A 15,051-nucleotide genomic window follows, 5' to 3' on the forward strand; every position below is an offset into this window, starting at 1 on the left:
CTTCCCGAACAATCGTGAGGTATTAGATTGGTTAGGAAACTTTTTTACCAGTCCTTGCGTCTAACCTTACAGGTTGTTTTATTTCCTATATAAGTCAATTACGCAAATTGTCGAGGAGGATTTCCGTGAAAAAATGGACCATGACTTTATGCTTGTTGCTGAGCTTAACCGCTTCAACGGCTTCAATACATGCATCCGCTGCCGGGAGTGCTGGGAGTGCCGAAGCTGCCGTTACAACCGCCGTAGCAACAGTGCAGGCAACTGCCGGCATTAAGTCCTATGGACCAGAATACCTGATTAAAAATGACGGAAGCCTTTGGATATGGGGTGGCACCAAATCGGTGCCTACTCTGCTTCCGGGGCTGAAGGATGTACAAGCCGCCTATGGGTTTGGCCTACAGGCCGGAGGACTGGCTGTCACAAGGGATAATGCCGTGTGGCGGTGGCAGACCAATCCTAAGACTCTGGCGGTGGAAGTCACTCCTGTGCAGGAGCTGACCAAGGTAACAGCGCTTTCTACGCTTTGGAGCCGTTACATAGCTATAGATGGAAATGGCGCGGTATTCAGCTCTCCCCGAGTATCAGACGAAGACAAATCTCCCCTCTATACAGTTGTTCCCGGCATAGATAATGTCGCTGCGGTGAATGGTTATAATGAATGGGATGGAAACAAAGGCTGGGAACGTATCAACTTCCTGAAAAAAGATGGCACTGTATGGACCTCCCGCGATGAGCTGTCCACCTTTGAGCCTGTCCAGAATTTGACCGGTATCCTCCAGCTGACGCAGCAATATGCGCTTAAAAAAGACGGTACACTTTGGACCTGGCCTATACAGTCCTATGACTCCGCTGATTCCGGAAAGCCATTTCCGTCTGTCCTATCCGCTTCTCGGGTGAGCGGATTGACAGATATCCGCTCGATCCATGGCAACTCGCGGACCATGCTGGCCGTCGATGCTCAATCACGCCTGTGGTTCTGGGGTTCCACCGTAACGGGCTGGCCCGACGGAACCACTTATCATGAGCAGAAAGTCCCCGTGTGCCTTACAGGCATCAAGAACGTTACTGGTGCCTACTTCATGGAACGCTCAATCGTCGCCCTGACTGCAGATGGCAAAGCTTACACGGCCTCCCTTGAAGGCGACTCCATGTCAGCGGATGCAAAATTCACTCTCCTTGCCTCTGATATCACATCTATACAGGAAGGGGAGCGCCATCTTATTTTACAAAAAAAGGACGGGTCACTCTTGGGCTGGGGCGTCAACAAAGACGGACAGCTGGGGTATGGTGAGTATGAGTTCAGTTATAAAACTCCCGTTCCCGTGCAGAAGCCGATTGCAGTATCCTTGAACGGCGAAAGGGTTACTCTAACGAACGGTGTAATTACCCGGAGCGGACAGAACTTTATTCCACTCCGTTCATTGTTTGACAAGATGGGGGCCAATGTCTCTTACAAAGAAGATACGAAGAGTGTCCCTTCAGGCAAAGCAGGAGGCACAACAACCACTGTGGATAAAAAAGTGACGATTACCCGCGCCGCTGGCGATAAACCCGCCATCTCGATCACGATCAATTCTGTTACAGGGGCTACGACCGTGAATAACAAAACGGTAACTCTTGAGACCCCGCCGTTTGTCGTATACGGGACGATCTACCTGCCGCTGCGCTTCATCAGCGAACAGCTTGGTGCATCTGTCAACTGGATGCCGCAGGAAGAGGAGATTGCAATCACTTACAAATAGATCTCCACAGTCCCCGGCTTATCCAATAGCCGATCTAAAGCAGAAAGCGGGCCTCCGCTCCACGTTTCGTGGAAGCGGGGTCCGCTTTTTCCTGGGGTTTATCAATTCAGGATTTCCTCTACTTGTAATGTTAAGATCGCCAGTCAGTCTTAGCAACAATAACGGGCAAAGCTCCCGGTATTATTGTATAAACAATCCTCTTCAAAACCTTTGCGGGAATTTCTGCCGCTAATTCGAGCCATTCCACTCAATCGGGCCATTTGGTTAAATAAGGCGGGAGAAATTCCCGTTAGTTACTCAGATTCCGGTAGTATCATCTATTTAGCGGGCGCAATTCCCGTTACGAATTTCTGAGTTGTCCGGCGGGACAGCAACAAGTTACTTACCGCTCAAGACCGGCAGTAGCATCCATTAGCATCCATTAACATCCATTAACATCCGTCATCATCCATCAACATACGTCACACCGCTCACATTGCGCTGCCCGCCTTAGGTTAACCGCTCTCCAAACCGTGCAGATCTGGTCACCAGGGAATGGTGCAGCCTGCCTCTCAGCCCCGTGAGCCATTCCGGCTCATGCTCCCATTGTTCAGCGGTGGACCTCAAAACTCTGGCATACCCGTACAAATCGGCGAACCGTCTGCACGCCGCCATAGAGGGGCCGTCATCGGGAAGACTAAATTGGCTGCGGTACCCTTCCATAAAGCGCTCTTTCTTTAGTCCAAACTCTTCAGGATCAATCTCCTCTACCAGGCTGTCCAGCGACTGCTCGATATCCACAGCATACCAGTGGTACATGCAGTCATCAAAATCTATCGCGCTGATGGTGTCACTAGCTTCATCATAAAACACATTGTCCAGTTCAAAGTCATAATGGATCAGCCCGTAATTGGCTGTTGTAACCGGGAGCTTGCTGAAATACTCGGCCAGCAGCCGAGCTTCCGCCACAGCCGCCGTTTCCTGCGGAAACGCCTTTAACACATCCACGGTCCAGTCCAGCACATCGCGGTACGACCCTCTCTTGGTTTGTACAGGGCTATACGTGCTGGACAGCTGATGCAGCTTGCCCAAGGCCTCGCCATACCTGAACATGACATGATCGCTTAAGCCGGCATCCTGCAGCTGAACTCCGGGTACACGTACGAAGACAGAAGCATAATACTCTCCCCAGGGAGTCCTCGCTTCTACCAGTTCTTTTCCTTCCAGGGAGGGAACGGCCTCCAGCACGCCATATCCGCAGTCCTTCAGGTAGGAGATGAACTCCAGCTCAGCCAGCAAGTTTTCTATAAGCTTCTCCGACTGCGGGGCAAACCGCAGGAATTGACCGTTCCCGGCACTTCTGAACGGATATATCGCATTGGAGGAGATTCGATAGTACTGGAACAAATGCAGCGACTCCGGATCATAGGTCCAGTTCCCCAGCAGCATCTCCGCCAAACTTTCATTCGAGAATAAATATTTTAACTTCAGCATGCGTTGCAGCAGCTCCTTTTCAGTTCACAATTGGATTAAGTAATCAATTCCTCTTCACCGTCAATGTAATAGTAGATGGATTAGCCCGGCGTTTCATGCCGATCACTCCTTTCACGTTCAAGCTAGCTGGCTTCATGTCTCGATGTTACGCGAGTACTATGCTTAAGAGCAATGGATAAAACAGCTTTAACCATTCAGTGCTGCCGCTTCCCCGTTAACCGCAACCAAAAAAAGGCGCCCCATCACCCATAAACACAGGTGGCGGAACGCCTCGCTATTATAATTATTAAGACAATCTGTTGCTAAAATCGCTATATTCAAACTCTCTGATCACCTTAAGGCCCTCTTCTTCGTTATACGAAGCAATGGCCGGCAGGTTCACACCATTGAACATATGATTCTTCACCATGGAATAATGCGCCATATCGAGGAAGACAAGCTTGTCGCCGTATTTCAGCGGCTCCGGGAATGAATAGTCCCCGATCACATCTCCTGCCAGGCAGGTCATGCCGCCGAGTCTGTACGTATAGGCATGTTCGCCCGGCTCTCCGGCGCCGATAATGTTCGGACGGTACGGCATCGCCAGCACATCCGGCATATGGCATTCGGCCGAAGTATCCAGAATGGCAATATCCATTCCGTTATGCATCGTGTCCAGAACGGTAGCCACCAGGTATCCGGTATTGAGGGCAACCGCCTCACCGGGCTCCAGATAGATCTCGACATTATAGGTTTCCTTCATATGCAGGATGCAGCTGATCAGCTTCTCCAGATCATAATCGGGACGGGTAATATGATGGCCGCCGCCGAAATTCAGCCATTTCATGCCATGCAGGTACTGTCCGAATTTCTCTTCCACGACCTTAAGCGTACGCTCCAGCGTATCCGAGTTCTGCTCGCACATCGTATGGAAATGCAGGCCATCGATACCCTCAAGCTCATCGGGACGGAAGTTCGGCAAAGTTACGCCCATCCGGGAAAAGTTGAAGCATGGATCATAAAGCGGCACTTCAATCTCGGAATATTCCGGATTGACACGGATGCCGCAGCTGATTCTCTTCGGAGCATTCTGCACCCGGTCCTTGAACCGGCTCCACTGATCAAACGAGTTGAACACTATGTGGTCGGTATAACCGAGCAGCTCATCGAACTCACGGTCCATATAAGCAGGCGCGTAGACATGCACCTCTTTGCCCATTTCCTCGAAGCCCAGCCGGGCTTCGAACAAGGAGCTGGAGGTCACGCCATGCAGGTACTGTCCGACAAGCGGGTACAGGGCATGCATGGAGAAGCCTTTTTGCGCAAGCAGAATTTTCGCACCACTACGTTCTTGCACGTAGTTCAGTGTCTCGAGGTTCTTCTTCAGCAGCCGTTCATCCACAAGGTAAGCGGGTGAAGGCAGCGAGCTGATATCGATATCTATATCCTTCATTACGTTACGCCCTAATCCAGCAGCGTTGGCGAGAAATCTTCTTGCCAAGGCAGCCCGTGTTTGTTCAGTGCATCCATGAATGGATCCGGATCGAATTCTTCTACGTTGTAGACGCCCGGTTTCTTCCAGATGCCTTTTATAATCAGCATAGCCCCGATCATTGCTGGAACGCCGGTGGTATAGGAAATGGCTTGGGAGCCAACCTCTCTGTAGCATTCCTCATGATCGCAGACATTGTACACATAGTAAGTTTTTGGCTGGCCGTCTTTAGTGCCTTGAATGATACAGCCAATGTTAGTTTTGCCTTTGGTTCTTGGTCCCAGGGATGCCGGGTCAGGCAGAATCGCCTTCAGGAACTGCAAAGGAATAATTTCTTTACCTTCATAAAGGATCGGCTCAATGGAAGTCATGCCCACATTCTCAAGCACCTTCAGGTGAGTGAGATAGTTCTGTGAGAAGGTCATCCAGAAACGGATTTTCTTCACACCCTTGATGTTGGCAGCCAGGGATTCCAGTTCTTCATGATACAGCAGGTAAATATCCTTGGGACCGATCTCCGGGAGATCGTAGACTTTTTTCTCGGACAGCGGTGCAGTTTCAATCCACTCGCCATTCTCAAAATAACGTCCGTTAGCCGTAATTTCGCGGATATTGATTTCAGGATTGAAGTTGGTGGCAAACGGATAACCGTGGTCGCCCGCGTTGGCATCAACAATATCAATCGTATGGATTTCGTCAAAATAATGCTTCTGCGCATAAGCCGTGAACACACCGGTTACACCAGGGTCAAAGCCGCTGCCGAGCAGCGCGGTAATTCCGGCTTTCTCGAATCTTTCTTTGTACGCCCACTGCCAGGAATACTCGAATTTAGCAGTATCCTGTGGTTCATAGTTGGCGGTATCCACATAATGCACTCCCGTTGCCAGACAAGCATCCATAATGGTCAGGTCCTGATATGGGAGAGCGACATTAATAACGACATCCGGCTGGAAGCTCTTGATCAGTTCAATGACCTCGTCCGTGTTATCTGCATCGAGCTGAGCAGTAGAAATCTTCGTCTGGCCTCCGGCCAATTTATCTTTCAGAGCATCACATTTCGCAAGGGTTCTGCTCGCGATACAGATCTCTTCAAATACATCCGGGTTCTGACAGCATTTATGCACAACAACACTTGCTACGCCGCCAGCGCCAATAATTAACGCTTTTCCCAAAATTAACAACCTCCCAAAAAAAGTTTTGTCAGCGTTGCTTCAGAAGAATAGCTTTATACAAAACTTGCTTCGGAAGCATGGGCTATTCCATATGAAAAATCAACAAGGCTGATTATACAGAATACTTTTGAATAAATCAATAAAAAACGACAAAAACTGATGCCTTTTCTGTAAAATCTACGGGTTTCCTTATTAATACTCTGTAATTCATAGTAATACATGAGAATGCTCTGTTTTTCTCGGCTTCTTCTGTTCATTGCGCCAAAGAAGCAGAAGCTATATTGAACGGATACCCGTATACAAGGCCAACCGGACTATTGTATCACAGCAGGGGTCTGCTTCATACGATTTATTTTAAAATCAATGAATTTCCTCACCTCCCTTGCAGCTCCGCAAAAATCTGCCGGGTCTCGGATGCCTCCTTATGGTTATAAACCACATAGAGGTCAGGCAATCTGATTACAATGTACGGAGGGGATTGTTTATAGAGGTATAGCTTGCTTTTGCCGAAATCATCGAGCTTAAAGTTTCCTATAGCCACTTTGTCCGTTCCAATACTGTTAGTCCTTCAGCCGCCTTCCGGCAATTGATCCACCAGCTTCAGTTCAAGAACATCCTCTAGTGCAAAACTGTAGTTGTACATCGGAAATTGAATCTTAACAGTTCCGCTGTCACCGATCTTCATTACAGGTGTAGAGAACTCTGCCTGGACACTGATCCATCCGGTCCCGATGATTACTACCGCCACAAACACAAAAAGGCCGTAATATATATATTTACCCGTTTTTGTCCCTATATTAATCGTAGTGCCAATTCCAATCCGCTTCGGCACCATAATGGAACGGTCATTAGGGTTATTATAGGTTGTCCCGTTCATCCAATACTCATCATCATCCGTGTATAAAATCTCCTGTTCCCCCGCAAGCGCCACCGCCTCAAGTTTCTTTAAGCTATTATGTACACATACAACGCCCAGTATCGGTACAATCGAAAAACTGAACATGCCTAGGCTCCATATAATTCCTGCAGTGCCTTCGTTCAGGGTTTCGGCATAGGCAGTGATTGCTGCGGTACAGCTGCCAACCAAAGCAATTCCAAACCACAGGCGGGACCAGCGGCGGCGGGCGGTCTGGTTAAGGAGGATGTTGATCTCGCTGTTCACGGTATATACCCTTGGTTTCATTCTGTAAAAGGAAGCGGTTATGATGAAGAGGAGCAGGGTCATTCCCAGCGCAGTACCTCCCGCAGCATGTACAATGTACGAGGCATCCCCAGAAACGTTGAATCCAAAAGGAAGGAGTGCAATTAACGCCGGAACAAGGTACCAGAACAGAGAGAGTTTCGCCTCTTTGCTGTGCAGAGCATTAGATAGTCTGGTGTCCATTCGTATGATCCGCTTCTCCCCGACGAACCATTCATTTTTCCGTTTCAGTTCAGCAAATGACCGGTGCGTCCGGACAAAAGGGATTCGGAGCAGGGTCATCATCAAGCCTGCCCATAGGAACAGGTAGATGACTGCTAAAGAAACGTAGGCATGCACCAGCAGCATGGGCAACAGCATCAGCAGGGTGAGTGCACCGTACCTTATGTACATTGTCCTGCACAAATTCTGCAACCTCTGCAGTTCCTCGTTGTGCAACGCATGAGCAGGCAGGCTGACTCCAAACCACAGGATGCCATTCGGCTTGCTTGAGCTCCAGTACATCGCAAAGGTGACAAAGAAGATGAACAAAGCGATTCCCATCAGAAATACAGTAATCATTGGATACCTCTCCTATTCCGTAAGCATGCCTGGTTTAAATGCCACCGTAGAGAAAATCCCTGCGCATAGCTGCATGAACTCCTCCCGCCCGACTCCCTTCAGACTTGCTTCAGAGATGACCAGACGAAGCTCATTTTCCAGTTTGGCTTTGAATTCAGGCTGTCCATTTCCGCTTGGCGAGACGGTCGCCCCATGCCTGCGGTCTATGGAAATGAAGCCTTCATTCTTCAGAATGGCGTAAGCCTTGTTTACGGTCATGGCATTTACACCAAGGTCTGCGGCCATCTGCCTGACCGTCGGCAATTTCTCGCCGCATTCCAGCCCGCCGCTGCCAATACCGATCACTATCTCATTGCGCAGCTGGACATAGATCGGAAGTTCGCTTTTGAAATCTAGAGTTATAATCATATAAGCTCTCCGTTTCAGATTATTTGTATTACATATAGTAATACAAATAATACTTAGTGTCAAAGCAGACATCCTCTGTCTCCCCCCTCGAAGAGTCCCTGGTTGATCCTCTCTTCATATCTACTAAAAAAAGGAGCCTCCCTCAGCCGCCAGCGCGGTTTTCGGAAGACTCCTTATATGATTGCCCCGCCATTGATTCACTCACCACAGGATTAGACTCTGCTGCCCCCGGCATGCTCTGCTCCAAACAGCCAATACAGGGCTTGCGGAAGCTGCTGGCTGAAAAACACACTGTCATGTGTTCCTATGGGGTTGGTCTCAAAGCGCAATGTCTCCTCGCTAAAGCCCTGCTCCAGCAGCAGCTCATGCGCGAGGCGCGACTGTGGGACCATTTGCTTTTGCAAGTTTGTCTTGTACAGTCCCTCCAGCTCTCCGACATACATATAAATCCGCTGTTCCGGCATTGTCCTGCTCTGTCCCCGTATGTAATTCACGATACCTTCATACCAGAACGATGCGGAGATCAGCCCGATCCTGCCAAACACATCGGGATAAAGGTAAGACCCATAAAGTGTGATCAATCCGCCGAAGGAGCAGCCAAGCAGCCCCGTATGCTCTGGTCCTGGCAAAGTATGATACCTGCTGTCGACATACGGCTTGATCCTCCCGACAAGTTCCTTCAAATATTCTCCGCCGCCACCGCCAAAATCCGGTCTGTCCGGCATCAGGGCCGGCGACGGCCATGGTGTGTATTCATGATTCCGGTCATGCGGGGTAATGCCGACAAAAATCAGTTCCGGCAGAGCTTTGGTTATAAATAAATGCTCCAGGTAATTCAGCGAATGCTCCATCACTTCGCCATCATCCTGCAGATAAACAACCGGAAACCGTCTGCCCTCTTCCCCATAGGACATCGGAGTATAGAGGGTCAGGCTGCGGCCTCCAAGCTCTTCCTGTCTATAGGTTCCTTCCATGATGCCAGCCTCCTTCAAGCGCATCTATTTCGTGCGTGTCTTGAACAAAAGTAAAATGAAATACGGCACACCGATGATAGAGATGACAATGCCCACCGACAGCTGAGCCGGAGCGAACACCGTTTTGCCAATAAAATCGCCGATAACCACCATCAGCATCCCAATCATGCCGCATAAGGGGACGATGTATTTATAGCTGTTGCCGATCAGTCTTCTGGCGATATGCGGTGCGATCAGGCCAACAAACCCGATGCTGCCGGACACGGAGACACAGGCGCTGACCAGACCGACACAACAGAGCAGCAGGATTTGCCGTTCTCTGCTTACAGCGACACCCAATCCCTTTACACTCACTTCATGCAGCTGCATTAAATCAAGAACAGCTGCACGTCTCCAGATCACTGGAATTAATATCACCAGCCAGGGCAGGGTCGAAAGCACCTGTCTCCAGTTCGCGCTGTACACGCTGCCGGCCAGCCAGACGGCGGCCATCTCAAAGTTTTGCGGGTCCATTTTGAGTGAGACAAACAGGGTAATTGCCCCAAAGCCGGATGCAAGCGCGATGCCCACAAGAATCAGCTGCTGCGGATTAAACTCACCGTTCTGCCTGGCGAAGATATAGAGCAGAACGACGGCAACCAGCCCGCCAACAAATCCGAACATCGGCATGGACAGGACCGCAAACCAGTCCGGGGTCTTCATCGTCCCTGCTGCAAAGAACATGTACAATACGACAAAAGCTCCTGCGGCAGCATGAATGCCGAGAATTCCGGGATCCGCAAGAGAGTTGCGGGTGATGCCCTGCAGTACAGCTCCGGCGATTCCCAGCCCGAACCCGACAAGGGCGCCAAGTACAATGCGCGGCAGACGAAAATCAAAGATAACGAGGTCATGATCTTTGGCGGGATTAATCCGCAGTAAAGTACGGAGCACATCCTTCGCTGAAAGGTCGAAGGTCCCGTTGGTCAGGCTGATGTACATGAAACACAGCGTGAGTGCACACATGATCAGAAACAAGGACCAGAAAGCAAGCCGCTTTGGTTTCGGTGATAGTGAGGACTTGCTCAAGTCTGGCCGCCCCCTCTCGTCTTAATTAAATAGAGGAAAAAGGGAACCCCGAACAAAGCGGTGACTACACCGATCGGCGTTTCAAACGGAAAATTCACGAACCTGCTGATGAGATCGCATGCAGCCAGAAACAGCGCGCCCAAAAAAGCGGAAAAAGGAATGATCTTGCGGTAGTCCTGACCGATCAGATAACGCGTAATATGCGGGATTATGAGGCCGACAAAGGCTATTTTCCCGGCAATGGCCACTGAGATCCCCGTCAGAATGACGACACTCAGCATCGTCAAGCCTTTTACCACTGTGACCTTAAGGCCGAGGCCTGCAGCGGTCTCGTCACCAAGCGAGAGCATCGTCACGGAACGGGCCATCATCAGGCCCAGAGCCAAGCCGACCACGGCAAACGGAATTGCCAGCTTGATTAACGCCGGGTCCATCATATGCAGCCGGGCGTTGTACCAAAAGCTGATATTTTGCGAAATTTGAAAATAGGTAGCAAGCGCCTGCGACACCCCTCCAAGAAATGTGCCGATAATAGTACCCAGGACGGCCAGTGACAAGGGCGAGGCACCGCCGGGCAGCAGCTTGGCCGTACCGAAGACCAAAGCTGCCCCCAGCATCGAGCCTGCCAGTGAATAGAGAATCATCGTCATGGATGAAGCGCCGGGCAGGAACACCATACATAGCGTAATGGCAAATACAGATCCGTCGCTAATCCCCATAATTGAAGGAGAGGCCAGATAATTCCGGGTCATCCCCTGCATTAAGGCCCCGGATACGGCCAGGAACGCGCCGATCAGCAGCGCCCCGGCCACCCGCGGAATCCGCGAGGTCCGGATAATCAGATGATCAATATTGTCCCCGTCCAGATGAAACAGCGCATTCCATACCGTGCTATAGCTGATGGATTTAGTGCCATAGAGCACCGACAAGACACCGACGAGTATAATGAGGACGACCCCCAGCACCAGCAGGGAGGTCGTCTTTAGTCCGGCAGATAATTTCATATCATCCCACTCTTTTGTACAATCTCAGATTACTTGTTCAGCTGCTCCACTGCAGCCTGCAGGAAGTGTATGCGGCTCCATGCCGGTCCGCCTTCGGACAACGGATCAATTACATTGACGAAAGACTTGTTATTTTTCATCGCATTAATTTTTTGGATAATCGGATTGCTTTGCAGGTCTTCCAGCGCTGTTGCAGTCTCGGCATTCTCATCAGCAGCAAATTGGATAAACAGGATATCCGGATTCATTGACGCCAGCTGCTCGACCGAAATACCTTCCTGTGCTTTCGCCGCTTCTACCTCTGCCGGAACACTCAGGCCGAGATCGTTATACAAGATAGGGTTAACAAACACCGCCGCAGGGAAAATAAACATTTGTCCCGCACGGATACGTACTGCCACTACCTTCTGATCCTTCAGCTTCTCACCAAGCTCTGCCTTTGCACTTTCCAGCGCTGTCTGATATTTGGCGATTTCCGCCGCAGCCTGCTCCTGCTTGCCAGTCAGCTCTGCCATCAGATTCAGGTTCGCTTCCCAGTTGCTGGCGATATGCGAGACTTGAATGAGCGGAGCGATTTTCTTCAGTTGCTCTACTACTTCAGGCTTGAACTTCGTAGTCCCGAGGATCACATCCGGCTTCAGCTTCAGGATGGTCTCGAAGTTCGGCTCGGTTTTCTCCCCGATCGATTCAGCCTTGTCCGTAATGGCCGCGAAGCGTTCCGGAAATTCACCGCTGAACGTAATCGCGCCGACTGGATGCACATCCAGCACCAGCGCATCCTCCATGGCTTCCATAGCTCCGGTAATAACAATCCGTTCTGCTGATGCGGGTACCGTATATTGCTCCCCTAAATACTCAATCGTGCGCGTGCCTGCTTCAGCTGCTGCCGGTGAGGCTTCTGCCGTTGCCTCTGCCGTTGCCGCCGGAGCTGCTGTTGCGGTTTCCGCAGCATTTGCGGCCCCATTTGCCGGCGTATTGTTGCCGTTGCCTCCGCACGCTGTAAGTACCAGTACAAATAATGCTATCAGTCCTGCTATCCCAAATGATCTTTTCATCTTTCTATAAATCCCCTTCCACTCTGTAAAATGTCCAATCTATATCACAACAAGTGATAATGATTATCATTTTCGATTATAACGAAGGGTCTGCTGCCGTACCATGGACAAAAGGCGGAACATTTATGGACGATTGGCTGCAAGCAGCTGCAGCGTCTGCCGGAGCATCCGCAGCTGCGCATAAGCGGAATGCTCACGCCAGGGATCGGAGCTCATATGATGCACCCGGTGTCTCTGAACCGCAGAAAGCTTCAGCCATAACGGATGATTCTGCAACTTCTGCCACTCGCCCAGCGTATCGTTCTCTCTGCGGATCAGCATGAACAAATGATCTGCCGGCAGATCCGCAAGCTCTTCTAGTGTTACCGGCACATTATAAATATCTTCGCCGGACTTAAAGGCCGGCTTTAATTCCAGCTCCCGGTAGAGCATGTCCAGCATGCCGTAATTGCAGTACAAATACAGCTTGCTGCCAAGCATCCGGATCACAGCAACAGATTCATCGCCCATCGCTTTGTGCAGAAGCTCTTTGGCGCTGCGCACCTCACGGTCATACGCTGACAGCCACTGCTCCCCTTGCCAGCTCTCGCCCAGAACCTGCGCCAGTTCCTGAAACTGCCCACGCCAATCACAGCTGCCGCCATGACTATAATAGACTGGAGCTATCATCTCCAGCGCGGTTTTCTCCTGCTCCTTCAGCTCATCCCGGGCGATGATCAGGTCAGCCGGATGCTGGCTAAGCAGATCAATGTTAGCCTGCCATTCCTGGTTGTTGCGGTACGCGCTGATATGCACGGGAATATCTCCGCGGTAGTTCAGATAATAATATTCCGTCCATTTCGGATGCAGCGCCGCCGCGTAGGGTGTCAGGTTCAGCGGCAGCAATTGTCCCAGCACCGCCGGGGTATAAGCAACCAGCTTCCGGTGACGGCTTTTCATATAGACTGCAGGCGGCAGACCGATCATCTTTTTGAATTTCCGGCTGAAATAGAACTCATCGGCATACCCCACCCGGTGAGCGATATCCCGCAGCTTCAGTCCACTCTCCGCCATCAGTCGTTTCGCCTGCTGCAGCCGCAGTTCGGCGGCGTATTCCACTGCACTTTTGCCGTATTTCCGCTTAAACAGGTCCACAAAATACTTGGGGCTGAGCTCGGCGGCTTGCGCCAGCTCCTGGGTCGTCAGCGGCTCCGTGAAGTGATCCTCTATGTACTGCTTGGCCTGCTCCAGTGCCCTTCCCGTATCTCTGGGTTTCTGCCGGCAGCTCATACGAATCACATACAGCAGCTCCTGAAAATCTATTTGCGCGCGAAAGCTGATGTTCTGTTGTCCGGCCCCGGATATCCGAAAAACTTCACTACAGACGGAAGAGATTTGCTTAGCTGGAAAGTGTGGCAGTATGGTATCCGGCGGAAACAGAAGTGCGTCATGGATTGCATGGTCACGAACGTTCTCCGGCTTGCCGTAATGATAGACTTCAAAATAAAAAATATGCATATCCAGGCTGGCGGCCGGTTTGGCCGTTCCGATCGTTTGCTCCGGCAGGCATAAACAGACTGAACCTGCGGACAGCTCCACCAGGCGGTGATCCACATGAATCCGGACTGCTCCGCCTGCCACCAGAATCAGCGCATAGCAGAAATTCAGCTGCTGGGGCAGCCGGACCTCCCCGTCTCCCCTCAGTGCCTGAACCGACAACAGTCTGAAGGACAACTGATCCCAGTCCGGCAGAGTCTCAGCATCCTTTTCAGCGGGAGAAGTTATTTCTGGTTCCATTACTTTTAGGTCCATTGTTATATAACACCACCATTACAGAACTTTTATATTACTTTATTACAAACAAGTATAATTGATAATCGTTCTCAATGGCAATGACGAGAATACTTCATGAGATGCAAAAAATCCCCGAACCCCTTGTTAGGGGCTTCGGGGATCATCCGGTTACAGCGGAACATTACGGTCTTACTGCCCGAATCCGACGCGGGGACGCTCCCGCTCCTTCGTTTCCACGGCTACGGCACGGATAGAGCTGATCGGAATGTACAGTACCTGATATTCCGTACGGTATTTCACGAACCGCTCGTCGATCTCCTCCAGAACACCCCCTCTGACACTGGAACCATCCAGAAAATTAACAGTGACCTCTTGCCCTTGCAATGCTGCCAGCATACCCATCCGCTCCATTCGCTTAAAGTTTGGTAATGATTTTGTCAATAATCCCGTATTCCAGCGCCTCTTCGGACGACAGGAAATAATCCCGGTCCATATCCTTTTTGACCTTCTCCAGCGGTTGTCCGGTGCGTTCTGCAGTGATCCGCACAATCTTCTCCCGGATCTGCAGAATACGCTTGGCACTGATTGCGATATCACTAGCCTGGCCTTGTGCGCCGCCATGCGGCTGGTGGATCATAATCTCACTGTTCGGCAGGGCGAACCGTTTGCCTGTAGCCCCGGAGAGCAGCAGCAGCGAAGCGAAAGAAGCCGCAAAACCGGTGCAGATCGTATTTATCTGCGGTTTGATTACCTGCATCGTATCATAAATTCCGAACCCTGCGGTAGTTGAGCCGCCCGGACTGTTAATGAACATCTGAATATCCTTATCCGGCTCATCCGCCGCCAGAAACAACAGCTGGGCAATAATGCTGTTAGCCAGCTGATCGTCAATGGCCGCACCCACGAATACAATCCGGTCTTTCAGCAGCCGGGAATAAATGTCGTAAGAGCGCTCGCCCCTGCTCGTTTGTTCAATCACATAGGGAATAATACTCATTCTTATAAACCTCCTGTAATGTGCCTTAACTTTATACCCTGTAAACGGATCATGGCGGGCAAAGGATACGGGACATACAGAATTTTTAAATTTACGGATGATGCGTATCTTTTATGATGAGCTATTCGTTTATATAATAGAGGGAACAAATT

13 protein-coding genes are annotated in these 15,051 nt (G+C 50.6%); 1 reads left to right on the forward strand and 12 read right to left on the reverse strand.

Annotation, left to right across the window (positions count from 1 at the left end):
- The first annotated feature begins 125 nt into the window (after nt 1-125).
- Complete coding sequence (locus NYE29_RS32720) at nt 126-1,742, forward strand: stalk domain-containing protein (RefSeq protein ID WP_340899265.1); 1,617 nt, start codon at nt 126-128, stop codon at nt 1,740-1,742.
- A gap of 489 nt (nt 1,743-2,231) precedes the next feature.
- Here NYE29_RS32720 and NYE29_RS32725 read toward each other — a convergent pair whose 3' ends face one another.
- The 12 genes from NYE29_RS32725 to NYE29_RS32780 all read right to left on the reverse strand — a co-directional run bounded on the left by NYE29_RS32725 (nt 2,232) and on the right by NYE29_RS32780 (nt 14,899).
- Nucleotides 2,232-3,215 carry a phosphotransferase enzyme family protein gene (locus NYE29_RS32725; RefSeq protein ID WP_340899267.1) on the reverse strand — a complete coding sequence of 328 codons (984 nt, stop codon included), beginning with the start codon at nt 3,213-3,215 and terminating at the stop codon, nt 2,232-2,234.
- Nucleotides 3,216-3,501: 286 nt separating this feature from the next.
- Nucleotides 3,502-4,638 carry a carboxynorspermidine decarboxylase gene (nspC, locus tag NYE29_RS32730; RefSeq protein WP_379143227.1) on the reverse strand — a complete coding sequence of 379 codons (1,137 nt, stop codon included), beginning with the start codon at nt 4,636-4,638 and terminating at the stop codon, nt 3,502-3,504.
- Nucleotides 4,639-4,658: 20 nt separating this feature from the next.
- A complete protein-coding gene (locus NYE29_RS32735) occupies nt 4,659-5,858 on the reverse strand; it encodes a saccharopine dehydrogenase family protein (protein ID WP_076112218.1) in 1,200 nt (399 codons plus the stop codon).
- Nucleotides 5,859-6,426: 568 nt separating this feature from the next.
- Nucleotides 6,427-7,620: a DUF5808 domain-containing protein gene (locus NYE29_RS32740; protein ID WP_340899271.1), complete on the reverse strand. Its 1,194-nt coding sequence runs from the start codon at nt 7,618-7,620 to the stop codon at nt 6,427-6,429.
- A gap of 12 nt (nt 7,621-7,632) precedes the next feature.
- Nucleotides 7,633-8,028: a GntR family transcriptional regulator gene (locus NYE29_RS32745; protein ID WP_076112215.1), complete on the reverse strand. Its 396-nt coding sequence runs from the start codon at nt 8,026-8,028 to the stop codon at nt 7,633-7,635.
- A gap of 212 nt (nt 8,029-8,240) precedes the next feature.
- Complete coding sequence (locus NYE29_RS32750) at nt 8,241-9,002, reverse strand: alpha/beta hydrolase (protein ID WP_340899272.1); 762 nt, start codon at nt 9,000-9,002, stop codon at nt 8,241-8,243.
- Nucleotides 9,003-9,026: 24 nt separating this feature from the next.
- Nucleotides 9,027-10,007 (reverse strand): FecCD family ABC transporter permease, encoded by a 981-nt coding sequence (locus NYE29_RS32755; RefSeq protein WP_340899872.1) that lies wholly within the window; start codon nt 10,005-10,007, stop codon nt 9,027-9,029.
- Between the two features lie 59 nt (nt 10,008-10,066).
- The gene (locus tag NYE29_RS32760) at nt 10,067-11,074 is read right to left on the reverse strand and encodes a FecCD family ABC transporter permease (RefSeq protein WP_076112212.1); all 1,008 of its coding nucleotides are present in this window, start codon (nt 11,072-11,074) and stop codon (nt 10,067-10,069) included.
- A 29-nt stretch (nt 11,075-11,103) separates the two neighbouring features.
- Complete coding sequence (locus NYE29_RS32765) at nt 11,104-12,129, reverse strand: ABC transporter substrate-binding protein (protein ID WP_340899274.1); 1,026 nt, start codon at nt 12,127-12,129, stop codon at nt 11,104-11,106.
- Nucleotides 12,130-12,252: 123 nt separating this feature from the next.
- Nucleotides 12,253-13,905 carry an AraC family transcriptional regulator gene (locus tag NYE29_RS32770; protein ID WP_340899275.1) on the reverse strand — a complete coding sequence of 551 codons (1,653 nt, stop codon included), beginning with the start codon at nt 13,903-13,905 and terminating at the stop codon, nt 12,253-12,255.
- Nucleotides 13,906-14,091: 186 nt separating this feature from the next.
- The gene (locus NYE29_RS32775) at nt 14,092-14,298 is read right to left on the reverse strand and encodes a hypothetical protein (protein ID WP_038589412.1); all 207 of its coding nucleotides are present in this window, start codon (nt 14,296-14,298) and stop codon (nt 14,092-14,094) included.
- A gap of 19 nt (nt 14,299-14,317) precedes the next feature.
- Entirely contained in the window at nt 14,318-14,899 is a 582-nt protein-coding gene (locus NYE29_RS32780) for an ATP-dependent Clp protease proteolytic subunit (protein ID WP_340899277.1), read from the reverse strand.
- Nucleotides 14,900-15,051 lie beyond the last annotated feature (152 nt).

Source organism: Paenibacillus sp. FSL M7-1046 (assembly GCF_038007405.1).
In the GTDB taxonomy this organism is placed as follows: domain Bacteria; phylum Bacillota; class Bacilli; order Paenibacillales; family Paenibacillaceae; genus Paenibacillus_AQ.